We start from the raw sequence: 22,385 nt of genomic DNA on the forward strand, positions 1-22,385 counted from the left end.
CGTGGCGTTATCGAGAACAAAAAGAGAAAATACCTGCAGGAATTCGACAACTGATTATTCTATGGTGCTGAAATATAGATATTATTCTATAACTTTGACATAAGGGAAAATTAAAGCTTCTGATTGTGCAATCATCGCGAAATCGCAGCGCGGGATTGATCTCAAACCTTTCGCAACCGCGAAAGGCGTACTGTTCCTGCGCCCGACATGACGGCGAAAAACATCAGAGCTGATGATGCGGAACGAAGAGCATCCCGTCAAGGTTGTCGATGTTCTGGCAGTTCAGCACTTGGCAGCGGGGAGTGTCTTTTGAAGGGATATATGTCCATTCCGCATAATCGGTCGCGTCGCAATAATTGCTGTTGCGGACATAGCGATCGTAGAGCGGCAAGCCACGGGGAGACTGGTAGCGGAAGATGACCGCGCCCTGATTGTGGATGGCGGCACGCACGCTGGCACAGCTCATGGTGAGCGGATTGTAGCGCGAGATCGCCAGCGCCGGCGATGCGGCCAGCACGAGCATGAGGGCAAGAGCGACTTTTTTCATCGAATCATCCTCAGGGAGTATCCAATTCATATATACGGAAAAGATGCCCAGTCGGTTTCACGGACACGCAAAAAAATATGCCGGCCGCGCCGAAGGGCTTTCGGGAGTGGAGAAATGGACATGAATCACGACGCCTACACGGATGATTACCTCGCCGGAATCCTGCATTCTGTAAAGACCATCGCGCTGACCGGCGCTTCGCCCAATCCGGCCCGGCCGAGCAACGGCGTCATGGGCTATCTGCTGTCGCGCGGCTACGAGGTCATTCCTGTCAATCCGGGGCAGGCGGGCAAACAGATCCAGGGCCGTACCGTGTATGCCCGGCTCGCCGACATTCCCGTGCCGATCGACATGGTCGACGTCTTTCGCGCCTCCGAATATCTGGACGGGGTCGTCGAGGAGGCGCTGGCGCTGAGGCCGCTGCCGAAGATCATCTGGTCTCAGCTTGGTGTGCGCGACGATGCGGCTGCGGCAAAGGCGGAGGCCGCCGGCATCCAGGTGGTGATGAACCGCTGCCCGGCGATCGAGTATCCCCGTCTTATTGCCTGAGTTGCGGTGCACTGAGACGGATTTTCCACCGAACGCCCACGGGTTGAAACGGATCGCGATTAACTTTCGCAAGCGACCGGCTATGATCCTGCCCGTCAGCAACAACTGGAGGACGACATGGCCAAGAACGATCCGGGATTTAACACGTTGGCGATCCATGCCGGTGCGCAGCCCGACCCGACGACTGGGGCGCGGGTAACGCCGATCTACCAGACGACCGCTTTCGTCTTCAGTGATTCCGATCATGCCGCCGCCCTTTTCGGCCTGCAGGCCTTCGGCAACATCTACACCCGCATCATGAACCCGACGCAGGCCGTGCTCGAGGAGCGTGTCGCAGCGCTCGAGGGCGGCACCGCAGCCCTTGCCGTCGCCTCCGGCCATGCGGCGCAGGTGATCGTCTTCAACAATATCATGCGCCCCGGCGAGAATTTCATCGCTGCCCGCCAGCTCTACGGCGGCTCGATCAACCAGTTCGGCCATGCCTTCGAGAATTTTGGCTGGCAGGTGCGCTGGGCCGATGCCGCCGATCCGGCAAGCTTCGAAAGCCAGATCGACGACAAGACGCGCGGCATCTTCATCGAGAGCCTCGCCAATCCCGGCGGCACTTTCGTCGATATCGCCGCCATCGCCGACGTCGCGCATCGCAACGGCCTGCCGCTGATCGTCGACAATACGATGGCAACGCCTTATATCATCCGTCCGATCGAGCACGGCGCCGACATCGTCGTGCATTCACTGACGAAGTTTCTTGGCGGCCACGGCAATTCCATGGGCGGCCTCATCGTCGACGGCGGCACCTTCGACTGGTCGAAATCCGGCAATTATCCGATGCTGTCGAGCCCGCGGCCGGAATATAACGGTATGGTCCTGCACGCGACTTTCGGCAATTTCGCCTTTGCGATTGCTGCCCGTGTGCTCGGCCTGCGCGACCTCGGGCCGGCGATCTCGCCCTTCAACGCTTTCCTGATCCTGACCGGCATCGAGACGCTGCCGCTCAGGATGCAGCGCCACAGCGACAATGCGATCGCCGTCGCGAAGTGGCTGAAGGCGCACAGCAAGATTGCCTGGGTGAACTATGCCGGCCTCGACGACGACCCGAACCACGCCCTGCAGCAGCGCTACTCGCCGAAGGGCGCCGGCTCCGTCTTCACCTTCGGCGTCAAGGGCGGCTATGAGGCGGGCAAGACGCTGGTCGAGGGGCTGGAGCTCTTCTCCCATCTTGCCAATATCGGCGACACCCGTTCGCTCGTCATCCATCCGGCCTCGACGACGCACCGGCAGTTGACAGACGAGCAGAGGATCGCTGCCGGCGCAGGCCCTGACGTGGTGCGCCTCTCCGTCGGCATCGAGGACGTCAAGGACATCATCGCCGATCTCGAACAGGCACTCTCGAAGATCTGATGTGGTTCGCAACAAACGTTTTTTAATTTCGCAGATGATGTTTGTCGGCATACAGCCATAAAATCAGCGCCGAGGCGACGATCGCGCAGCCATACGGTCGTAACGATCAAGCGTGAGCGCGCTCGGACTTTGGGGAAGGGTTCAAGACCACGATCGCGCTGTTGAACCAAATCTAGCGATCAGCACGGCAAGCGCTGCCACCATGATAAGATAGGCGACGAAGGCCTGCCACGCTCCCATTGGGAGACCGACAAGCAGGAGAGTGTCATTTCCACCTGGGATAAGGAGCGCCCCAAAGCCCATCAGCAAGCCTCCAATTGTTCTTCGCGACACGCTCTTCCATGTCGGCGGCCAGCTCAGTGAAAACTGATGCCGGCGAATTCTCGCCGAGACGAGACTGCCGCTAAACATGCAGACAAAGATGAGTGAACTCGTCACCGGGATCGAAAGCATCGATCCGACCGAGGTCGTGACTGAGAAGCGAGGGGCGAACGCCGATAAGGTGGCCGAAGTTATGCCAATAGTACCCATTGCCAATGTCAGCCGACGGAAGTTGGTCTCCGATTTGATCGAGACGCCGAGTCTCAGGAGTAGGAACACGAACAAAACCACCAACAAGGCTTCTAGCGCAAGCGGCGGTGAAGCGCTGATTGGCATCGGCTCCGCGCGCAGATTGAACACAGAATCGAGGGACAGGATCACAAGAATCCCGAGGAAGGTGAAACCGAAATCCATCTCTCCGTTACCAAAGTGCCCTACCGATCCAAAAATGCAGGCACCGTTTACATATACGCCGACACCAAAAAGGATGGCTGCGCCGACCATGTGAACCAAAGGCGACCATCCACCATTCATGGTCGGCAACTTGTCGAGGATGATATAGGCGATCGCGGCCCACACTGCGCATTCGGCCAGAGCGAGAAATCGCGCGGGTCTGCGTTCGGAAATCAATTCCGTCGTAGCGATGAAGGTGCAGATCGACCCGTGGTTCATCGCGAAGCCGAGGACGAAGCCCAGCCCTCCAATCAAACCGAAACTGGCCCACGTCTCGAAGTCTGCCACCCCAATGCCGTGGGAGAACCCGTTCACGGCACCAATCCTCCGTACGTTCAGTGAAGAAGATCGCGGGCACAATGACACGAGTTTGGAACTTAGTGAATGGCGAACGCCCCGATCCAGGCTTGGATCGGGGCGTTCGCACGAATGGCAGATGTGCCGAGCTTCCGGATTTAGGTTCTCGTGAAGCGGATTGCGGTAAGGGAATCCATTGCAATCCAGAGTGATAGCGCCAGAAGGCCGACGTCTTTGAGCAGGAACTGGCCAGGAGCGACCGAGATGGCCGGGAACCCGAGTTCGGGAACAATCACGCCAGGGGTCGTAATCATGAAGCTGATAGTGGTGACAAACAGTCCGGACGACAGGACGCCTCCCACAAGCGAATAAATCGGGTTGACAAGTCTTGCGGCTATAAGTGCGCCGATGCTGAGTTCGAGGACTCCCAGGAAGCTCGAAAAGCCTCGCACGCTCAAGATGGAGTACATCCAGCTTACAAGAGGATTGTTGCTGACCAGATCGACCAGTCCTTGGGCCTCGTAGGCTGTGAATTTCATGCCGCCAAACCAGGCATAGATCACGATGATTGATACATAGAGGCCACCGGTGGTTGCCGTGCGGCCATAGGTCTCTGCTAGATGCAGGATGCCTGCGATGCGTTTCGATTTCGGCTGGATGCCGACATGATCGATAAATTGGGTCATTTCCTTCTCCCATTGATGTCTGGCCTTTGCGGTCAGTTCGACGACCCAAATCCAGAACGATACAGATCTGTATCGATGTTGAGTTAATACTGCTGATCTGTATCGTTTTCAAATCACGAAATCGCGATCCATGTCGCTTCCGATTGACGGTGCAGCATGGCGACTTGCGCGTAACTGTCAGCTGCAGCCGTATTCTGTTCCCAGCCAACAAGCCATTGCTTACCATCCGACGAGTGATTAAGTATCACTACAGATCAGTATTTTTCGGTGAGGGATAATGCGGCGATCGGAAATCAGGGACCATCTGCTCGAAACATCTTTGCGCCTGTTCAACAAGCATGGTTACCATGCGACTGGCATTGACTTGATTATCGCGGAAAGTGGCGTAGCGAAAACGACCCTATACCGACACTTCGAGACAAAGGAGGACCTGATCCTCAAGGCGCTCGAGCGGCGCGACGAAGAGGATCGCCGTAAGATGCGCGAGTTTGTCGAGAAGCGTGCGACCGATCCGATGGAGCGAATTCTGTCGACGTTCGATTTTCTGGAACTCTGGTTCAAGGACAAGGATTTTAGAGGCTGTGGATTTATGGCTGCTGCTGGAGAACACAAGGACATCGCTGATCCCGTGTTCCGAGCGGCGGAGATGCACAAACGCTTGGCGCTCGCCTACTTCGAAGAACTGGCTCATGCTGTGCGATTCCGCGACCCTCGGCGTGTGGCGGATGAAATCAATCTTCTCCATGAAGGAGCAACGGCGGTAGCCCAAATGGTTCGCTCAGCGGAGCCTGCCGGTCAGGCTAAACGAATGGCAACGGCGCTCCTTTCAACGATGGATCGCGGTTAGTCTGAAACGAGACTGTGCGGTCACGCATGAGGGCATTACCAGCGAAGTGAGATAGCCAGACCTTCGTCCGCAATTTGTCGCGTGCTGCGTAGTCGTGAATTGCCTGTGCGAGGTCGCCGAAAACGGGGCTGTCCTCGTCCGCGCCGATCTCTGCCAGCTGCATCGTGTACCACGCGGTGATCCCACCCTCGGGGGCTTGCGAGAACCTTGGGTTTCTGATCGTCTTTCCAGAGATTGGGAAGTGAAGGCTCAAGGACGAGCGCACGTGCGAGGCCGACGATGTCGACTGCACCGCTTGCCACAGCGTCTTCGGCCTGAGCGCGCTCCTTGAAGCAGCCTGTCAGCATAAGAGGCTTGGCAGTCATAGCGCGCGCGTTTTGCGAATTCGAGGAAATAGGGTCCGCGTCCGGACCTGTCGGAGGCGGATTTTGCTCCAGGAAAGTAGAAGGCAACTGAAGCGGCTCGAACAGGGGTCAACGAGTTTGCATTAGAGATTCCACGAGAAATACTCCGGCATGCATTTTTATCGGCGAAAACGGGGAGCACGGCAACACCAGCACGAAGATCTATGCGACGGGATACAAAATCGCTAATGATTTCAAATAATCCCACGCAGGCATTGGCTGCGAAGGAGACTGACATCAGAGAGGTCCATGACGACGATGGCAAATTTCATCACCTTCAGCATCGACGGCGTCGAACCCGAGTTCGGCGCCCCGGAGCCCGGCCGGATCATCTCCGGCGATCCGCAATTCCGTACGTGGAACCTAGAGGAGAGAGAAGGTGGCCTTTATTCCGGCGTCTGGGAGGCGACACCCGGCAAGTGGCGGATCGTCTACGAGGAATGGGAATATTTCAGCCTGCTGGCCGGCCATTCGATCGTGACGGAGGACGGCGGTGAGCCGGTTCATCTGAAGGCAGGTGACCGGATGATCCTCAGACCCGGCTTCAAGGGAACGTGGGAAGTCGTTGAAACGAATCGCAAGGACTACGTGATCAAGGTTTGAGCGGGCCGGCAAATGGGGCGCGACGAAGCCGGGCCTTTCCCCGTTTTCGGCTTCGCCTTTTGTCGTCGCAGTCGCAGCGATGATCCGAAACGGCAAGCGGGCAAAGACGGTGCTTGTGGCCTCATATCCCGGATTTGAATGCTTTTAACCAATCCCATTAATCGTGCCTACATCGGCAAATGCTAAACCCTTATCTGCAGCGCATTGCGGACATGATGTCTCCTGCCGTCCCCCAGACATGGCCTTGCAATTAATCTTTGCGGAATTTGCATGTCGTCGAATCTTGCAGCCGGGCACGTTCGGACTCAAACGTCTTCCATCATTGCGACAACCGTCTGCTTCCTTGTCGTCGCTCTCGTATTGACCGGCCTTATGGCACATGTCGTCGCCACGATGACCCGGTCGGCGAACGAGATCGACGATGCCAGGGCCAGTCGCGCCGCCCGCGCGGCGGTCGCAGCCTTTGTGGCTCGCTTGAGCGGGACAACGACGGACAATGCCATATGGGACGATGCCTACAGTGCTGTCTCATCTCCGACCGCTGCGGATTGGGCCTATGAGAATTGGGGAAAAACCAGCGAGGATTATGCGCTTTATGACGGCGCGATCGTGACCGGCCCTGACGGGTCTTCGATCGTCTCGGCCTACGCCAAAGGCAAGCCCTTCCAGCCGGGCACGTTTTTCGGGGAAGCCTTTTATCAGCAGATCAATGCGGCTGCAGCTCCGGCCAAGGCGCCGGTGGTCAATTTCATCAAGACCGAAAGCGGTATGGCACTCATCGCCTCGCAGGCGATCCAGCCGTTCGAGGCCGCCGCCGAGGTTCCGAAGTTCAGCGTGCTGAGTTTCTACAAGGCCTTTACGTCGGAGGTACTCGACACTCTCTCCAACGAACATGAACTCGAGGGGCTGAGCCTTGAGACGACGCCCAAGCCGGGATTCCTGAACACGCCGATCACCGACATCAAGGGAGGCGTGATCGGCTACCTCGTTTGGCCGAGCAAAGCGCCCGGAAGTGCCGTGTTTCAGCAGGTCTATCCTTATCTTGCAGCTTCTACCGTCGTTCTTTCGCTATTCTTGATCGGCGTTCTGTTGGTTGGCGCATCCGAAGCGCGGCGCCTGCGCCAACTGGCGCAAACAGCTCGCTTCGAAGCGAGCCATGACAGCTTGAGTGGCTTGTTGAACAGACAGGGTCTTCTCCGCCTGCTGGAGGATCTGGAGAGCCCGGAACCTTCGTCACCGCGGCTTTACTTGGTTGATCTCGACGGCTTCAAGGCGGTCAACGATGCTTGGGGGCATGCGGTTGGGGATGATTTGATCCGGATCGTCTCGAACGCGCTGATGACCAGTCATCCCGAAGTCCTAGCCGCGGCCCGGCTGGGAGGCGACGAATTCGCGTTGGTGCACGTTGGAGCCACTGCACGCGAAGAGATGGAAGAGGCGATTCTGGCGCTGTTTGCCGAGCCCTTCAAAATTGACGGGCGAACGATCGAAGTTGGCGCAAGCATCGGAGCTGCGGCGCACGATGGAGACATATCGCCTTTGGAGCTTCTTCGCAGAGCCGACATGGCCCTCTATCGAGCCAAGGCAAATGGTAAAGGTCAGGCGGTTGAATACGATCCCGAACTGGACCGGGAACGCATACGGGTCGCCGAGCTGGAAGGTCTCTTGAAAAACGCCATCGGCAGCGGCGCAATCGAAGCTGTTTTCCAGCCTCTCGTCTCTGCTTCGACCGGCGCTGTCACCGGTCTTGAAGCACTGGCGCGCTGGAAAACTGCAACGGGAAACGTCAGCCCGGAAATATTCATCCCGCTTGCTGAAAGGTGTGGCCTCATCGATGCCCTTGGCGTCCATATGCTGAGAACGTCGATCGGGCATGCCAAGAGCTGGCCCGGTCTGACTTTGTCGGTGAACGTTTCGCCGATCCAGCTCTGCAATCCGGAATTTGCTGCCCAGGTGATCGCGATCCTGCAGGAGTTGGATTTCGATCCAAACCGCCTGACACTGGAAATCACCGAAGGCGTTCTGATGACAAATCCGGATCAGGCCCGTCGGTCGATAGACCAACTCAAGCGCGTCGGCATAAAGTTTGCTCTTGATGATTTTGGCTGCGGCTACGCCAGCATCGGTGCATTGCGGCAGTTTGGGTTTGATCGCATGAAGATCGACCGCTCGCTCGTGTCCGCTCTCGATGTAACCGCAAATGGCGCCGATATTCTTCGGGCAACCATCTCCCTGGCGACTGCTCTGCAGATACCCGTGACCGCCGAAGGTATTGAGAATACCCGTCAGGCGGCGATCTTGCGAGACGCCGGCTGCGACCAGCTTCAAGGGTATATGCTCGGAAAACCCATGTCGGCATGCGACATATCCAGCAGGCTGCGAGAAGAGTCGGCCGCGTGATCTCGTAAAGGCCATCGCACGAATTCGGTATCGGCCACGAGCCGCCCGGTATTTCGAAATCCTGAAAACGACATTTGCAGGCATCGCTGCGGCAATCCACCACAGCCATGCGTCAATCTATCCCAATGTTTTTGCTAAGGCTTTGTTAAATCCGCGATTCAATCGAAAGGCCGTAACTGCCGCGTTTGACGCACGGCCCTGCATTCGGTTTCGGCGGTCAAAAACCGTCATCAAACTGTAATAAAACGCGCCTAGCCCGCCTGATGTGACGAGAATTTCAGCGCCCCGACAATGGACACCCCCTCCATGGCGCTGGCCTCATTGTTTTTCAAATCCATTAGGGAAGCGCTCATATGCTCACCAAGAAACTTCTTTCGGCCTGCCTCGGTGCGGGCCTGGTCGCCGCGCTGGCGGTTTCGGCCTCCGCCGCCGATATCACCGGCGCCGGCTCCACCTTCGTCTACCCCGTCCTGTCCAAGTGGTCTGCGGACTACAACAAGCAGACCGGCGACAAGCTGAACTACCAGTCGATCGGTTCGGGCGGCGGCATCGCCCAGATCAAGGCTGCAACGGTTGACTTCGGCGCGTCCGACGCCCCGATGAAGCCGGAAGACCTGACGACTGGCGGCTTCGGTCAGTTCCCGCTCGTCGTCGGCGGCATCGTGCCCGTCATCAACGTCAAGGGCATCAAGTCGGGCGAACTGAAGCTCACGGGCAAGGTTCTCGCCGACATCTACCTCGGCAACGTCACCAAGTGGAACGACAAGGCCATCGCCGATCTGAACCGCGGTTTGAAACTGCCCGACAGCCAGATCGCCGTCGTCCACCGTTCGGACGGTTCGGGCACCTCCTTCAACTGGACCAACTACTTCTCCAAGGTCAACGAAGACTGGAAGAGCAAGGTCGGCGAAGGCACGGCCGTCAACTGGCCGGTCGGCATCGGCGGCAAGGGCAATGAGGGCGTTGCCGCATACGTCACCCGCGTCAAGGATTCGATCGGTTATGTCGAATACGCCTACGCCCTGCAGAACAAGCTGCCTTACGTGCTGATCCAGAACGCCGCAGGCCAGTATCCGAAGCCGAATGCCGAAAGCTTCTCGGCTGCAGCTGCGAGCGCCGAATGGACCAAGGCTCAGGACTTCTACCTGATCATGACCAATGCTCCGGGCGAAAAGGCCTGGCCGGTGACTGCCACGACCTGGGCGATCATGTACAAGGAGCCGAAGGATGCGGCGCGCTCCAAGGCCGCCTTCGCCTTCTTCAAATGGGCGCTCGAAAACGGCCAGAAGGAAGCTTCCTCGCTCGACTACGTTCCGCTTCCGGAAACTCTGGTGAAGCAGATCGAAGATTACTGGACGGCCTCCTTCAAGGGCTGATCCTGACGAAACTGCGGCCGGGGCGGCAAGCCAAGCTTTCCGCCCCGAATCCTTTGACATCCTCAAAGCAGCAGAGCGGACGGATATGAGCGAAGCAATGGCATCGCTGCCCGCCACAACCGCGGGCGTCAAGCGCCGCGACGGCGCGGCAGGCGATCGTATTTTTTATTGGATAGTTTTGGGCTGCGGCCTGTTTGTTCTGGTCGCACTGTTCGCAGCGGCGTTCTCCATGGTCTGGGACGGGTTTCTCGCGTTCCGGACCTTCGGCTTTGGCTTCCTGACCGGCATGGAATGGGATCCGGTTGCCCAGCGGTTCTCGGGCCTTGTGCCGATTTACGGCACGCTGGTCACCTCGGCGCTCGCCATGATCATCGGCGTTCCCGTGAGCCTCGGTATCGCCGTTTTCATTACCGAAGTTGCGCCGCGCTCCATTCGCGGTCCGATCGGCGGCGCCATCGAGCTTCTCGCCGGTATTCCCTCGATCATCTACGGCATGTGGGGTCTCTTCACGTTTGCTCCCTTCATGTCGGACTACGTTCAGCCGGTGCTGATCGACTGGCTAGGCCCGATCCCGATAATCGGCGCATTGTTCACCGGCGCCCCGCTCGGCATCGGCATGCTGACGTCAGGCATCGTGCTGGCGATCATGATTATCCCCTTCGTCTCCTCGGTCATGCGCGACGTCTTCCTGGTCGTCCCGGCGCAGTTGAAGGAATCGGCCTATGCGCTTGGTTCGACCAAGTGGGAAGTGGTGCGCGACATCGTCATTCCGCACACCCGCACCGCTGTCGTCGGCGGCATCTTCCTTGGTCTCGGCCGCGCGCTCGGAGAGACCATGGCGGTCACCTTCGTACTCGGCAACACCCATAACATCGCTGTGTCGTTGATGGAGCCCGGCACGTCGATCGCTGCGACGCTCGCCAACGAGTTTGCCGAAGCTTCGGATGATCTCTACAGGTCGTCGCTCTCGGCGCTCGGTCTCATCCTCTTCGTTGTCACCTTCATCGTTCTGGCGGCCGCCAAGCTCATGCTGGTGCGCATGGCAAGACAGAGGGGAGAGTAGTCATGGCCACCCATTCGGGTTCCATTTACCGCCGCCGCCAGATCGGCAGCATGATCGCGCTGTCGCTCTGTGGCATCGCGACCGTGGTCGGCCTGGTCTTTCTGGTTTGGATCCTCTGGACGACGCTGATACACGGCCTGTCTGCGCTCAGCCCTAGTCTCGTCACGGAAATGACGCCGCCGCCCGGCGAAGATGGCGGCGGTCTCGCTAACGCCTTCATGGGCAGCCTGCTGATGGTCGTTCTGGCTGTTATCATCGCCACGCCGATCGGCGTACTGGCCGGCACCTTCCTGTCGGAGTTCAGCCGCGGCAAGAAGATCGGCGAAGCAATCCGCTTCGTCAACGATATCCTGCTTTCGGCGCCGTCGATCATCATCGGCTTGTTTGTCTATGAGCTGGTCGTCCGCCCGACGTCACGCTTTTCCGGCTTTGCCGGCGGCATCGCGCTCGCCTTCATCTTCCTGCCGGTCGTGGTGCGCACCACCGACGAGATGTTGCGGCTGGTTCCGGACGTCATGCGGGAGGCAGCACTTTCGCTGGGCATCCCGCGCTGGAAGGTAACGGTCAACATACTCTACCGCGCCGCCTCCGCAGGCATCTTGACGGGTATCCTGCTTGCGATCGCCCGCATTTCGGGCGAAACCGCGCCACTCCTTTTTACGGCTCTGAACAACCAGTATTGGAGCTTGGACATGTCGCAGCCGATGGCGAATATTCCCGTCGTCATCTTCCAGTTCGCTATGAGCCCCTATGAGCAATGGCAGAATCTCGCCTGGGCCGGCGCCTTCGTCATGACGGCGATCGTGCTTCTCCTCAGCGTGGGCTCCCGCGCCATCCTCAACCGCAGGAATGCGAAATGATGCTTGAGAACAAAGCCTTCGAACCTCGCCCGGCCCACTCGGCCATAACAGTCGACAAGATGGCGCTGACCGGCGTCAACTTCTACTACGGCGATGCCCACGCGATCCGCGACGTCACCCTGAGCTTTCCCGAGCGCCAGGTCTCGGCTCTCATCGGTCCGTCCGGCTGCGGCAAGTCCACGCTGTTGCGCATCTTGAACCGCATCTACATGCTCTACCCGAAGATGCGTGCCACCGGCTCCGTCACGCTCGACGGCCAGAATATCCTTGACCCCGGCTATTCGATGAACGAACTGCGCGCCCGGGTCGGCATGGTCTTCCAGAAGCCGGTGCCGTTCCCGATGTCGATCTACGACAACATCGCCTACGGTATCCGTCACCACGAGCGCATCTCCAAGGCCGAGATGGATGTCCGCGTCGAGCAGGCGCTGCGCTCGGCAGCGCTCTGGGAAGAGGTCAAGGACAAGCTGAAGGGCAGTGGCCTCGGCCTTTCCGGCGGTCAGCAGCAACGTCTCTGCATCGCGCGTGCCGTAGCACTTCGCCCCGAGGTGCTTCTGCTCGACGAGCCGACCTCCGCCCTGGACCCGATCTCGACTGCCAAGGTGGAAGAGCTGGTCGCCCGGCTGAAGACGGATTTCACCATCGTCATCGTCACCCACAACATGCAGCAGGCAAGCCGCATCTCCGACAACACCGCCTTCATGTATTTGGGCGAACTGGTCGAATACGGCCCGACAGCCGAGATTTTTCAGTCGCCGAAGGTCAAGCGCACGGAAGACTACATCACCGGCCGCTACGGCTGATCTGCGACGCCGGAGAGGAATGGATCACCACTGCAAATCCAGCCGGTCCAGCCCGTGGAAATGGTAGACATCCTTGACCACGGGTGTCTTTGCCAGCTTGAGGCCGGCCAGCCGCTCGAACAGGATCGGCAGCACGACGTTGAGCTCCAGCCGCGCCAGTGGCGCGCCGATGCAGAAATGGATGCCGGCGCCGAAGGAGAGGTTCGCCGCCTCGTTGCGGTCGGGCTTGAAGGTGAGGGGATCGGCGAATTTCGCCGGATCGAGATTGGCGGCGGCGAGGATGAGACTGACCTTGTCGCCGCGCTTGAAGGAGACGCCGTCGATTTCGGCAGGCTCCAGGGCCCAGCGCTGGAAGATGTGGACAGGCGCGCAGATGCGCAGGGTTTCCTCGACGGTGCGTCCCGTCGTCGCTTCGTCCCGGAAGAGGTCCGCCGGATCGCAGCCGCTGTCGAGAATGGTGCGCACGGAGTTGCCGATCTGGTGCACGGTCGCCTCATGCCCGGCATTGAGCAGCACGATCGTCGTCGAAACCAGCTCCTCTTCGGTCAGATACTGGCCCTTGTGTTCGGTATGGATCATGTGGGTGAGCAGGTCGTCGCGTGGGGTCGCACGGCGTTCGGCGATCACCGTCTTGACGTAGTCGGAAAATTCCTTCGCCGCCCGTTCGGCCTCTTCCTCCTGCTCGCGCGTACGGCCGAACATGTACATGCGGACATAGGCGTGCGACCAGGCGAGCAGTTGTGGCCCCATCTCTTCGGGAATGCCGATCATCCGGGCGATCATCGTCACCGGGATGATGTCGGCAAAGGCCGAGAGCAGCTCGATCTCGCGCTTCTCCGCGAAGCCGTCGATCAGCCGGTTGGCGAGTTCGGCAAGCTCAGGTTTCATCTTCTCGACATGGCGGGAAACGAAGGCGCGGTTGACGAGCGTGCGCAGCCGCGTGTGCTCCGGCGGTTCGAGTTCGAGCAGGGAATAACGTTCCGAGAGATCGAAACTGGCAAGATGCGGCATCGGCTCGGCAAGGCCGAGCTCCTCGCGGCTGGCGATATGCAGGATCTGCCGGCCGAAGCGGCGGTCGCGGAGCAGGCCGTTCACATGGTCGTAACCCGTAAAGAACCACTGCTTCTGCTCGCTCCAGTAGAAGGTCGGGCAATGGGCATGAAGTGCGGCATAGACGGCATTCGGGTCGCCGTAGAAGGCCGGGTTGCGGCCGTCCAGCGAGACATGACGGTTGGCGCGGTCGATCGAGAGAAAGGATGGGATCATCATGCCCCGAGGCTTAGCGGATTTGCCGGGCCTCGGGAAGATGCGGGGCAAGCGATCCCGGACTACCCGGCTCGTGACAGCGTACCCATGCGTCGCAGCGCGTCGACCTGGTCGTCGACCGTCGGCACGAGTTCGCCGGCATTGCCGCTCGGCGTGGCCGGTGCAGGGGCTGCGGCCTCCGCTTCGCCGAAGGTGACCGTGCAGTTGCGGCCGGCGGCCTTCGCCGCATAGAGCGCCCGGTCGGCGGCCGAGATCAGCTTGTCGATATTGGCTTCGATCGAGGAGGCGAGCGCGATGCCGATGCTGACGGTGACCGGAACGATCGCTTCGCCGGTGCTGACGGGAAGACGGCAGAATTCGGTGCGGATCGCTTCGGCGATCGCCTCGGCTTCCGTCTGGTCCGCGACGGCGGCGAAGGCGGCGAATTCCTCGCCGCCCATGCGGCCGAAGATGTTGTTCGGAATATACTGGCGGGCCATGCGCGCGAAGGCGGTCAGCACGGCATCGCCGGACTGGTGGCCGAAACGGTCGTTGACGCGCTTGAAATGGTCAAGATCGAAAAGGATCACCGCGACCTGGCGCTGCTCGTTATGAGCCCGTTCCTGGATGCCGTCGAAATAGCCGAGCAGGCCGCGGCGGTTGAGCACGCCGGTCAGCGAGTCAGTCAGGGTGAGGGCACGCAGGTGCCGTTCAGAGCGCTCCATGATCAGACGGCAGGTGAACGCAAAGGCGATGGTCAGCAGGAAGGCGCTGGCCATGGCGGAGGCACCGCCGAGATTGGTCGCCTCGATATCGCTTGGCATCGTCAATGCCATCGTCAGCGCCGAGCCGAAGCACAGGCAGCCCTGGAGGATGAACACACCCATCAGCTTGATGCGGGTACGCTCACGGCGCATGTCGCCGGCGGCGACCGCCATGGCAAGTGCCGTCGCACCCGTCGCCGAAGCAAGGTTGTAGAGCACCACCCGGTTGGAATAATCGCTGTTGACCCAGGGCAGGAAGACACCGGCGAGCCAGATTGCCGGCGGCAGCAGTGCCCACCATTCGATCCGCTTGCGGTCGAGTGCCAGAAAACCCGCCACCCAGGCGCTCTGGCCGAGCAGGGCGATGGCATTGCCCGTCTCTACTGAAAGCACGCTGGGGATTTCGCCGCGTAGCGCGACCATCGCAAAGCCGATGCCGGTCAGCAGGAAGCCCAGGCCCCAATAGAGATAGGCCTCGTTCCTGACGTTGTGGCGCCAGGCGACGAACAGCACCAAAGCGAGCGTCATGGCCTCGGAACACCAGATGGCGAGACCTGTAGCGAAATTGAACACGGCAGCAACCCCTTGTCTGTCCGTTCACATCCTTGCCGAGGAAGCTCGCCACTTCCTTAATGTTGCTGCGCCGCGGCATTGTTTCAGGCCGATATCTGCCGGTAGGCTTTCCGTTGGGTAAACGTGTATGAGCACAGTCGAATAGAGTAAGCCTTCCTTCATCCTGTCATGGAGAAAAGCCGGGGGAGACCGTACCAAGGGCTCGCCGTTAACAGGCGTTTGGGGGAAAGAGGCTACCAGGAGCCGCCTTGCCCCGCCTTCTTAACGTTATCCTCATGCGTGTCTTGAAGAGGAGGGCCGGGACACTCTATGTAGGGGTAAGACATTTTTCTTTGATTCCCGGCGCCGGCCGGCGAGACGTTGACAAAGGACGCACATGAGAAACCCAGTCGATACCGCAATGGCCCTCGTTCCGATGGTCGTGGAACAGACCAACCGCGGTGAACGCTCCTACGACATCTATTCCCGCCTGTTGAAGGAACGCATCATCTTCCTGACAGGTGCTGTCGAGGACCACATGGCGACGCTCGTCTGCGCCCAGCTGCTCTTCCTCGAGGCCGAAAACCCGAAAAAGGAAATCGCCCTCTACATCAATTCGCCCGGTGGCGTCGTCACCGCCGGCATGGCGATCTACGATACGATGCAGTTCATCAAGCCCGCGGTTTCGACGCTCTGCATCGGCCAGGCCGCATCCATGGGCTCGCTACTTCTCGCGGCCGGCCACAAGGACATGCGCTTTGCCACGCCGAATTCCCGCATCATGGTGCACCAGCCCTCGGGCGGCTTCCAGGGCCAGGCTTCGGACATCGAGCGCCACGCCCGCGACATCCTCAAGATGAAGCGCCGCCTGAACGAGGTCTACGTCAAGCACACCGGCCGCACCTACGAGGAAGTTGAAAAGACGCTCGATCGTGACCATTTCATGGATGCGGACGAAGCCCAGAGCTGGGGCGTGATCGACAAGGTTCTGACGTCGCGCCTCGAAATGGAAGGCGAACAGGCCTAGTAATTAATAGGGATGGTGTTTTCCTCGCCACAGTTCTATCCCATTTGTGATTGAACAAGGGCTTTCATCCGGCGACGAAGACGCTAATAGTAACTATTAATGCTATGTTGAATTTTTGTGACATAGCATTCGGCATTCGAAGGGGAATTCGTTGCCGCCGGGGCCAGGACATGATTGGTTGGGCCCGGTTCGTAGCCCCTGAAGCCCTTCTCGGCAAAGGCTCCGGAAACGGAGTGCCGCCAGGAGCTGATAGAGTGGACCGCGATTTCGCCTTGAAATGCGGCGTGCTGGAAGGAAAGTGATATGAGCAAGGTCAGCGGCAGCAACGGCGGCGACTCCAAGAACACTCTGTATTGTTCGTTCTGTGGAAAGAGCCAGCACGAAGTCCGGAAACTGATTGCCGGACCGACCGTCTTCATCTGCGATGAATGCGTCGAATTGTGCATGGACATCATCCGCGAGGAGAACAAGTCCTCGATGGTCAAGTCCCGCGACGGCGTTCCGACGCCCCAGGACATCATCAAGGTCCTCGACGAATACGTCATCGGCCAGCGGCAGGCGAAGAAGATCCTGTCGGTTGCCGTTCACAACCACTACAAGCGCCTGGCGCACGCCTCCAAGAACGGCGAAGTCGAGCTGGCGAAGTCGAACATCATGCTCGTCGGCCCGACCGGCTGCGGCAAGACCTATCTTGCCCAGACGCTCGCCCGCATCATCGACGTTCCCTTCACCATGGCCGATGCGACGACGCTGACCGAGGCCGGTTATGTCGGCGAGGATGTCGAAAACATCATCCTGAAGCTGCTGCAGTCGGCCGACTACAATGTCGAGCGTGCGCAACGCGGCATCGTCTACATCGACGAAGTCGACAAGATTTCGCGCAAGTCCGACAACCCGTCGATCACCCGCGACGTCTCGGGCGAGGGCGTGCAGCAGGCGCTGCTGAAGATCATGGAAGGCACGGTCGCTTCCGTTCCGCCGCAGGGCGGCCGCAAGCACCCGCAGCAGGAATTCCTGCAGGTCGACACCACGAACATCCTGTTCATCTGCGGCGGCGCTTTTGCCGGCCTCGACAAGATCATCTCTGCCCGTGGCGAGAAGACCTCGATCGGCTTTGGCGCTAGCGTCAAGTCGCAGGATGACCGCCGCGTCGGCGAGGTCCTGCGCGAACTGGAGCCGGAAGACCTGGTCAAGTTCGGCCTCATCCCCGAGTTCATCGGCCGTCTGCCGGTTCTGGCGACGCTCGAGGACCTCGATGAGGACGCGCTGATCCAGATCCTGTCCGAGCCGAAGAATGCGCTGATCAAGCAGTATCAGCGCCTGTTCGAGATGGAGGATGTGGAACTGAATTTCCACGAGGACGCTCTTCGCGAAATCGCCCGCAAGGCGATCGTGCGCAAGACCGGCGCCCGCGGCCTTCGCTCGATCATGGAGAAGATCCTGCTCGACACGATGTTCGAACTGCCGACGCTGGAAGGCGTTCGCGAGGTCGTTATCTCCGAGGAAGTGGTGCGCGGTTCGGCCCGTCCGCTTTACATCTATGCCGATCGCCAGGAAGAAAAGGCCAACGCTTCGGCGTGAGCTTAGGCTTTCGTGTGATTATTTTGGGGGCTTGCCATAGGCAGGCCCCTTTCTATTTGAAAAACCATGCGAAGCGCTGTTAGTATTTGCCGGTGGGAACCGAAATTGCCTTTGCCGATGTTGCGCAAGGGGTAGTGCTTGGCAATGATGCAATGATCCGTAAGCCTCTTGCTGGCGTTTGCATTTTAGCCGGGTCGGAAGTGGTAAGCGCCGGTCCAGCCACGCGCTTCATAGTGTTGGCGTTCCGTTGTAATAAAGCTGTCACATCCGAGGGACGCGGGCGTTAGCGTGGCTTGAAAAGCGTAGTCAGAACCTCCACTTGTAGCAACAAGTGAGATTGCCGGCCGGTCCCAAGCGGCCGTGCAGAGAGCCCGGCAACGGGACGATGGAAAGGACATAAAATGACGAAGAAAACGTCTGTAGCGAGCAGCACTGCCTACCCTGTTCTGCCCCTGCGCGACATCGTGGTTTTCCCGCATATGATCGTGCCGCTGTTCGTCGGACGGGAAAAGTCGATCCGTGCGCTCGAAGAGGTCATGGGTTCCGACAAGCAGATCATGCTGGTGACGCAGATCAACGCCAGCGACGACGATCCGGATCCTTCCGCGATCCACAATGTAGGCACCGTGGCGAACGTGCTGCAGCTCCTGAAGCTGCCCGACGGCACCGTGAAGGTTCTGGTCGAAGGCCGCGCCCGCGCCGAGATCGACACTTATACCAGCCGCGAGGATTTTTACGAGGCGCTCGGCCATGTGCTCGAGGAGCCGCATGACGATCCGGTCGAACTGGAAGCCCTGTCGCGTTCGGTCGTCTCCGAATTCGAGAGCTACGTGAAGCTCAACAAGAAGATTTCGCCCGAAGTGGTCGGCGCCGCAAGCCAGATCGACGACTATTCCAAGCTCGCCGATACGGTCGCCTCGCATCTGTCGATCAAGATCACCGAGAAGCAGGAGATGCTGGAGACCACCAGCGTCAAACAGCGCCTCGAAAAGGCCCTCGGCTTCATGGAAGGCGAGATCTCGGTCCTGCAGGTCGAAAAGCGCATCCGCTCGCGCGTCAAGCGCCAGATGGAGAAGACCCAGCGCGAATACTACCTCAATGAACAGATGAAGGCGATCCAGAAGGAACTCGGCGACGGCGAGGAAGGCCGCGACGAGATGAGCGAACTGGAAGAGCGCATCTCCAAGACCAAGCTGTCCAAGGAAGCCCGTGAAAAGGCCGATGCGGAACTGAAGAAGCTGCGCCAGATGAGCCCGATGTCGGCGGAAGCCACCGTCGTGCGCAATTATCTGGACTGGCTGCTCGGCATTCCCTGGGGCAAGAAGTCGAAGATCAAGGCCGATCTCAACAATGCCGAGAAGATCCTCGAAGCCGATCACTTCGGTCTCGACAAGGTCAAGGAGCGCATCGTCGAATATCTGGCCGTGCAGGCCCGTGCCACCAAGATCAAAGGCCCGATCCTCTGCCTCGTCGGTCCTCCGGGCGTCGGCAAGACCTCGCTCGCCCAGTCGATCGCCAAGGCGACCGGCCGTGAGTATGTCCGCATGGCGCTTGGCGGCGTTCGCGACGAAGCCGAAATCCGCGGTCACCGCCGCACCTATATTGGCTCGATGCCCGGCAAGGTCATCCAGTCGATGAAGAAGGCGAAGAAGTCCAACCCGCTCTTCCTTCTCGACGAGATCGACAAACTCGGCCAGGACTATCGCGGTGATCCGTCCTCGGCCCTGCTCGAAGTGCTCGATCCGGCCCAGAACATGACCTTTATGGACCACTATCTGGAAGTCGAATACGACCTGTCGGATGTGATGTTCATCACGACGGCAAATACGCTGAATATTCCAGCGCCTCTGATGGATCGCATGGAGATTATCCGTATCGCCGGCTACACCGAGGATGAAAAGCGCGAAATCGCCAAGCGGCACCTGCTGCCGAAGGCCATCAAGGAACATGCGTTGCAGCCGGAAGAATTCTCGGTCAGCGACGACGCCCTGATGTCGATCAGCCAGCAGTATACCCGCGAAGCCGGCGTCCGCAACTTCGAGCGCGAGCTGATGAAACTCGCCCGCAAGGCGGTCACCGAGATCATCAAGGGCAAGACGAAGGCCGTTCACGTGACGGCTGCCAACATCTCCGACTATCTGGGCGTCCCGCGCTTCCGCCATGGCGAAGCAGAGGGCGAGGATCAGGTCGGCGTCGTGACCGGTCTTGCCTGGACGGAAGTCGGTGGCGAACTGCTGACCATCGAAGGCGTGATGATGCCGGGCAAGGGCCGCATGACCGTCACCGGCAATCTGAAGGAAGTCATGAAGGAATCGATCTCGGCAGCGGCCTCCTATGTCCGCTCGCGCGCTGTCGATTTCGGCATCGAGCCGCCGCGCTTCGACAAGAGCGATATCCACGTGCACGTGCCGGAAGGCGCGACGCCGAAGGATGGCCCCTCGGCAGGCGTCGCCATGGCAACCGCGATCGTCTCGATCATGACCGGCATTCCAGTGGACAGGCATGTGGCCATGACCGGCGAAATCACCCTTCGTGGCCGTGTGCTGCCGATCGGTGGTCTCAAGGAAAAGCTGCTCGCAGCGCTTCGCGGCGGCATCAAGAAGGTGTTGATTCCGGAGGAAAACGCCAAGGACCTGGCGGAGATTCCTGACAACGTGAAGAACAACATGGAGATCATCCCGGTATCCCGCATGGGCGAGGTGATCAAGCATGCGCTGATCCGGCGGCCGGAGCCGATCGAATGGGATGGCACGGTGGAAACGCCGGTCATCACATCGGTCGAAGGCCTCGATGAGACAGGCGCAACCATAGCGCATTGAGTGGCCTTTGCCACATTTATGCCCAATTGGCCCAAAACACGGAAAAAGGCTGGCGGAAACGCCAGCCTTTTTTGTGAAAACGTCATGTAGACGCTTGCTTTTCCTTGATTTGCAGGGCTTTTGGGTTTTCGGCGGGCCTGATGAAACCTATTCTGCGCCTAGCTTACTTTTGAGTCGTTTCATACCATTTAGAAAGGGGTGGAAACATGAACAAGAATGAACTCGTGTCCGCAGTAGCCGAAAAGGCAGGACTGACGAAGTCTGACGCGGCTTCCGCTGTTGACGCGGTTTTCGACGTTGTCCAGGCTGAACTCAAGAACAAGGGCGACATTCGCCTCGCGGGTTTCGGCAGCTTCACCGTTTCTCATCGTGCCGCATCGAAGGGCCGTAACCCGTCGACGGGCGCTGAAGTCGACATTCCGGCTCGCAACGTGCCGAAATTCACGCCCGGCAAGGGCCTGAAGGACGCCGTCAACGGCTGATCTGAGATTATCCCACCAGCCGGAAACGAGACCGGTTGTGCAGGATTTAAGAGGGGTTCGGCTTTGCCGGACCCCTTTTGCTTTGGCGGGCCTTGCTGTCGCCCGGGCTTTAATCTACGACGTTTCTGTTCTCAGGGCGGGGTGAAACTCCCCACCGGCGGTGAGGGTTTCGGCCTGAGCCCGCGAGCGCCTTCTCTCGTGTCCAAGCGGGGGAAGGGTCAGCAGATCCGGTGCGATTCCGGAGCCGACGGTTAAAGTCCGGATGGAAGAGAATGAGCGTCGGCCGTGCGAAGGGCGGGGGTTGCCCTGTGTCGCCTGTCGGGGTTCATGCGTCCTGATTTATGTTGGTCCCTTTTATGGATGAAAGACATGAATCAGACTTCCGTTGCCGTCGAGCCATCCCGCGCCGTTGTCGGGGCACTCTGGATGGTCCTTGCCGGCATTGCCTTTTCGCTTCTCAACGTCGTCACCCAATGGCTGACGATGAAGCTTGCCTTTCCCTCGGCGTCGGCAGCCTTCTGGCAATATGGCTTCGCCTTCCTGTTTTCGCTGCCGTTCCTGAAGAGGCTCGGCCTTGCGGCGATGCGCACGCGCTATCCCTGGCGTCACCTTGCGCGCGTCGTGCTTGCCGCGCTCGGCGTCGAGGCTTGGGTCGCCGGCCTTGCCGCGGTGCCGATCTGGCAGGCGATCGCACTGGTGATGACCTCGCCCTTCTTCATCATTCTGGGCGCCCGGCTTTTTCTGGGTGAGCGCGTCGGCCCGGCCCGCTGGGCAGCGACGGCGGCGGGCTTCACCGGAGCGATGATCATTCTGCAGCCATGGTCTGATGGTTTTGGCTGGGCGGCTCTCTTGCCTGTGCTTTCGGCGCTGCTGTGGGGCGCCTCGTCGCTGATCACCAAGAGCCTGACAGGCATCGAACGGCCGGAGACGATCACCGTCTGGCTGCTCGTTCTGCTGACGCCGATAAACGGCGGGCTGGCGCTTGCGGCAGGCTTTGCAGTGCCGACGGGCGCAACCCTTGCTCTGTTCCTGCTGGCGGGGCTGCTGACTGCCGTAGCGCAGTATTTCCTGACGCTTGCCTATGCCGCAGCGGATGCCGCCTACGTCCAGCCGTTCGACGATCTGAAGCTGCCGTTGAACGTGCTGGCCGGTTGGCTGTTCTTCGGCTATGCGCCGGCGGGTTACCTCTGGCTGGGAGCGGCTCTCATCCTGTCTGCTTCGCTGTTCATCATGCGAAACGAGATGCGCCGGGAGCGGAAACTTGCCTGACATGATTTGACGCAAAATGCCGCATCTGTCATGCCT

At 59.5% G+C, this 22,385-nt stretch carries 19 protein-coding genes and 1 riboswitch; of the genes, 14 read left to right on the forward strand and 5 right to left on the reverse strand.

Annotated elements, in window-relative coordinates; translation table 11 throughout:
• Positions 1–223 precede the first annotated feature (223 nt).
• Complete coding sequence (locus G9X67_RS19605; protein WP_138328273.1) at positions 224–547, reverse strand: hypothetical protein; 324 nt, start codon at positions 545–547, stop codon at positions 224–226.
• 120 nt (positions 548–667) lie between these two features.
• Between G9X67_RS19605 and G9X67_RS19610 the strand changes: the two genes are divergently transcribed.
• Positions 668–1,096 (forward strand): CoA-binding protein, encoded by a 429-nt coding sequence (locus G9X67_RS19610; protein WP_033180348.1) that lies wholly within the window; start codon positions 668–670, stop codon positions 1,094–1,096.
• A 117-nt stretch (positions 1,097–1,213) separates the two neighbouring features.
• A complete protein-coding gene (locus G9X67_RS19615) occupies positions 1,214–2,497 on the forward strand; it encodes an O-acetylhomoserine aminocarboxypropyltransferase (protein ID WP_171599440.1) in 1,284 nt (427 codons plus the stop codon).
• A gap of 141 nt (positions 2,498–2,638) precedes the next feature.
• On the opposite strand, the gene G9X67_RS19620 is transcribed toward G9X67_RS19615, so the two are convergent.
• Positions 2,639–3,586, reverse strand: coding sequence for a YeeE/YedE thiosulfate transporter family protein (locus G9X67_RS19620; RefSeq protein WP_348649128.1), 948 nt, complete (start codon positions 3,584–3,586; stop codon positions 2,639–2,641).
• 140 nt (positions 3,587–3,726) lie between these two features.
• Positions 3,727–4,254, reverse strand: coding sequence for a DUF417 family protein (locus G9X67_RS19625; RefSeq protein ID WP_138328271.1), 528 nt, complete (start codon positions 4,252–4,254; stop codon positions 3,727–3,729).
• Positions 4,255–4,531: 277 nt separating this feature from the next.
• On the opposite strand from G9X67_RS19625, the gene G9X67_RS19630 reads away from it, so the two are divergent.
• From G9X67_RS19630 to pstB, 7 genes are all read left to right on the forward strand, one after another.
• A complete protein-coding gene (locus G9X67_RS19630) occupies positions 4,532–5,101 on the forward strand; it encodes a TetR/AcrR family transcriptional regulator (protein WP_171599441.1) in 570 nt (189 codons plus the stop codon).
• Positions 5,102–5,754: 653 nt separating this feature from the next.
• A complete protein-coding gene (locus tag G9X67_RS19635; RefSeq protein ID WP_171599442.1) occupies positions 5,755–6,108 on the forward strand; it encodes a cupin domain-containing protein in 354 nt (117 codons plus the stop codon).
• A gap of 270 nt (positions 6,109–6,378) precedes the next feature.
• Entirely contained in the window at positions 6,379–8,508 is a 2,130-nt protein-coding gene (locus tag G9X67_RS19640) for an EAL domain-containing protein (RefSeq protein ID WP_171599443.1), read from the forward strand.
• Between the two features lie 353 nt (positions 8,509–8,861).
• On the forward strand, positions 8,862–9,884 hold the full coding sequence (gene pstS / locus G9X67_RS19645; RefSeq protein ID WP_138387560.1) for a phosphate ABC transporter substrate-binding protein PstS: 1,023 nt from the start codon (positions 8,862–8,864) through the stop codon (positions 9,882–9,884).
• 85 nt (positions 9,885–9,969) lie between these two features.
• Entirely contained in the window at positions 9,970–10,947 is a 978-nt protein-coding gene (gene pstC / locus G9X67_RS19650) for a phosphate ABC transporter permease subunit PstC (RefSeq protein ID WP_138328267.1), read from the forward strand.
• Between the two features lie 2 nt (positions 10,948–10,949).
• Positions 10,950–11,807 (forward strand): phosphate ABC transporter permease PstA, encoded by an 858-nt coding sequence (gene pstA, locus G9X67_RS19655; RefSeq protein ID WP_171599444.1) that lies wholly within the window; start codon positions 10,950–10,952, stop codon positions 11,805–11,807.
• A complete protein-coding gene (gene pstB / locus G9X67_RS19660) occupies positions 11,804–12,610 on the forward strand; it encodes a phosphate ABC transporter ATP-binding protein PstB (RefSeq protein WP_138328265.1) in 807 nt (268 codons plus the stop codon). Before pstA ends, pstB begins: the two co-directional genes overlap by 4 nt.
• Positions 12,611–12,634: 24 nt before the next feature.
• On the opposite strand, the gene G9X67_RS19665 is transcribed toward pstB, so the two are convergent.
• The gene (locus tag G9X67_RS19665; protein ID WP_171599445.1) at positions 12,635–13,879 is read right to left on the reverse strand and encodes a cytochrome P450; all 1,245 of its coding nucleotides are present in this window, start codon (positions 13,877–13,879) and stop codon (positions 12,635–12,637) included.
• A gap of 59 nt (positions 13,880–13,938) precedes the next feature.
• A complete protein-coding gene (locus G9X67_RS19670; RefSeq protein ID WP_138328263.1) occupies positions 13,939–15,192 on the reverse strand; it encodes a GGDEF domain-containing protein in 1,254 nt (417 codons plus the stop codon).
• 376 nt (positions 15,193–15,568) lie between these two features.
• Between G9X67_RS19670 and clpP the strand changes: the two genes are divergently transcribed.
• From clpP to G9X67_RS19695, 5 genes are all read left to right on the forward strand, one after another.
• Entirely contained in the window at positions 15,569–16,198 is a 630-nt protein-coding gene (gene clpP, locus G9X67_RS19675) for an ATP-dependent Clp endopeptidase proteolytic subunit ClpP (RefSeq protein WP_003547334.1), read from the forward strand.
• A gap of 303 nt (positions 16,199–16,501) precedes the next feature.
• Positions 16,502–17,779 carry an ATP-dependent Clp protease ATP-binding subunit ClpX gene (gene clpX, locus G9X67_RS19680; protein ID WP_003547337.1) on the forward strand — a complete coding sequence of 426 codons (1,278 nt, stop codon included), beginning with the start codon at positions 16,502–16,504 and terminating at the stop codon, positions 17,777–17,779.
• A 401-nt stretch (positions 17,780–18,180) separates the two neighbouring features.
• On the forward strand, positions 18,181–20,598 hold the full coding sequence (gene lon, locus G9X67_RS19685) for an endopeptidase La (protein WP_029872855.1): 2,418 nt from the start codon (positions 18,181–18,183) through the stop codon (positions 20,596–20,598).
• 206 nt (positions 20,599–20,804) lie between these two features.
• Positions 20,805–21,080 carry a DNA-binding protein HupB gene (gene hupB, locus G9X67_RS19690; RefSeq protein WP_003547346.1) on the forward strand — a complete coding sequence of 92 codons (276 nt, stop codon included), beginning with the start codon at positions 20,805–20,807 and terminating at the stop codon, positions 21,078–21,080.
• 123 nt (positions 21,081–21,203) lie between these two features.
• Positions 21,204–21,358: riboswitch (FMN riboswitch) on the forward strand.
• 91 nt (positions 21,359–21,449) lie between these two features.
• Positions 21,450–22,349 carry a DMT family transporter gene (locus G9X67_RS19695; protein ID WP_138328262.1) on the forward strand — a complete coding sequence of 300 codons (900 nt, stop codon included), beginning with the start codon at positions 21,450–21,452 and terminating at the stop codon, positions 22,347–22,349.
• Positions 22,350–22,385: the final 36 nt, after the last annotated feature.

Origin of the sequence: Rhizobium sp. WYCCWR 11152 (assembly GCF_013087615.1) — a bacterium.
GTDB lineage: Bacteria > Pseudomonadota > Alphaproteobacteria > Rhizobiales > Rhizobiaceae > Rhizobium > Rhizobium indicum.

What these genes read in the sequence shown, in the direction of transcription:
- G9X67_RS19605 (WP_138328273.1), bottom strand. Translation starts at nt 547, where the DNA reads ATGAAAAAAGTCGCTCTTGCCCTCATGCTCGTGCTGGCCGCATCGCCG.
- G9X67_RS19610 (WP_033180348.1), top strand. Translation starts at nt 668, where the DNA reads ATGAATCACGACGCCTACACGGATGATTACCTCGCCGGAATCCTGCAT.
- G9X67_RS19615 (WP_171599440.1), top strand. Translation starts at nt 1,214, where the DNA reads ATGGCCAAGAACGATCCGGGATTTAACACGTTGGCGATCCATGCCGGT.
- G9X67_RS19625 (WP_138328271.1), bottom strand. Translation starts at nt 4,254, where the DNA reads ATGACCCAATTTATCGATCATGTCGGCATCCAGCCGAAATCGAAACGC.
- G9X67_RS19630 (WP_171599441.1), top strand. Translation starts at nt 4,532, where the DNA reads ATGCGGCGATCGGAAATCAGGGACCATCTGCTCGAAACATCTTTGCGC.
- G9X67_RS19635 (WP_171599442.1), top strand. Translation starts at nt 5,755, where the DNA reads ATGACGACGATGGCAAATTTCATCACCTTCAGCATCGACGGCGTCGAA.
- G9X67_RS19640 (WP_171599443.1), top strand. Translation starts at nt 6,379, where the DNA reads ATGTCGTCGAATCTTGCAGCCGGGCACGTTCGGACTCAAACGTCTTCC.
- pstS (WP_138387560.1), top strand. Translation starts at nt 8,862, where the DNA reads ATGCTCACCAAGAAACTTCTTTCGGCCTGCCTCGGTGCGGGCCTGGTC.
- pstC (WP_138328267.1), top strand. Translation starts at nt 9,970, where the DNA reads ATGAGCGAAGCAATGGCATCGCTGCCCGCCACAACCGCGGGCGTCAAG.
- pstA (WP_171599444.1), top strand. Translation starts at nt 10,950, where the DNA reads ATGGCCACCCATTCGGGTTCCATTTACCGCCGCCGCCAGATCGGCAGC.
- pstB (WP_138328265.1), top strand. Translation starts at nt 11,804, where the DNA reads ATGATGCTTGAGAACAAAGCCTTCGAACCTCGCCCGGCCCACTCGGCC.
- G9X67_RS19665 (WP_171599445.1), bottom strand. Translation starts at nt 13,879, where the DNA reads ATGATGATCCCATCCTTTCTCTCGATCGACCGCGCCAACCGTCATGTC.
- clpP (WP_003547334.1), top strand. Translation starts at nt 15,569, where the DNA reads ATGAGAAACCCAGTCGATACCGCAATGGCCCTCGTTCCGATGGTCGTG.
- clpX (WP_003547337.1), top strand. Translation starts at nt 16,502, where the DNA reads ATGAGCAAGGTCAGCGGCAGCAACGGCGGCGACTCCAAGAACACTCTG.
- lon (WP_029872855.1), top strand. Translation starts at nt 18,181, where the DNA reads ATGACGAAGAAAACGTCTGTAGCGAGCAGCACTGCCTACCCTGTTCTG.
- hupB (WP_003547346.1), top strand. Translation starts at nt 20,805, where the DNA reads ATGAACAAGAATGAACTCGTGTCCGCAGTAGCCGAAAAGGCAGGACTG.
- G9X67_RS19695 (WP_138328262.1), top strand. Translation starts at nt 21,450, where the DNA reads ATGAATCAGACTTCCGTTGCCGTCGAGCCATCCCGCGCCGTTGTCGGG.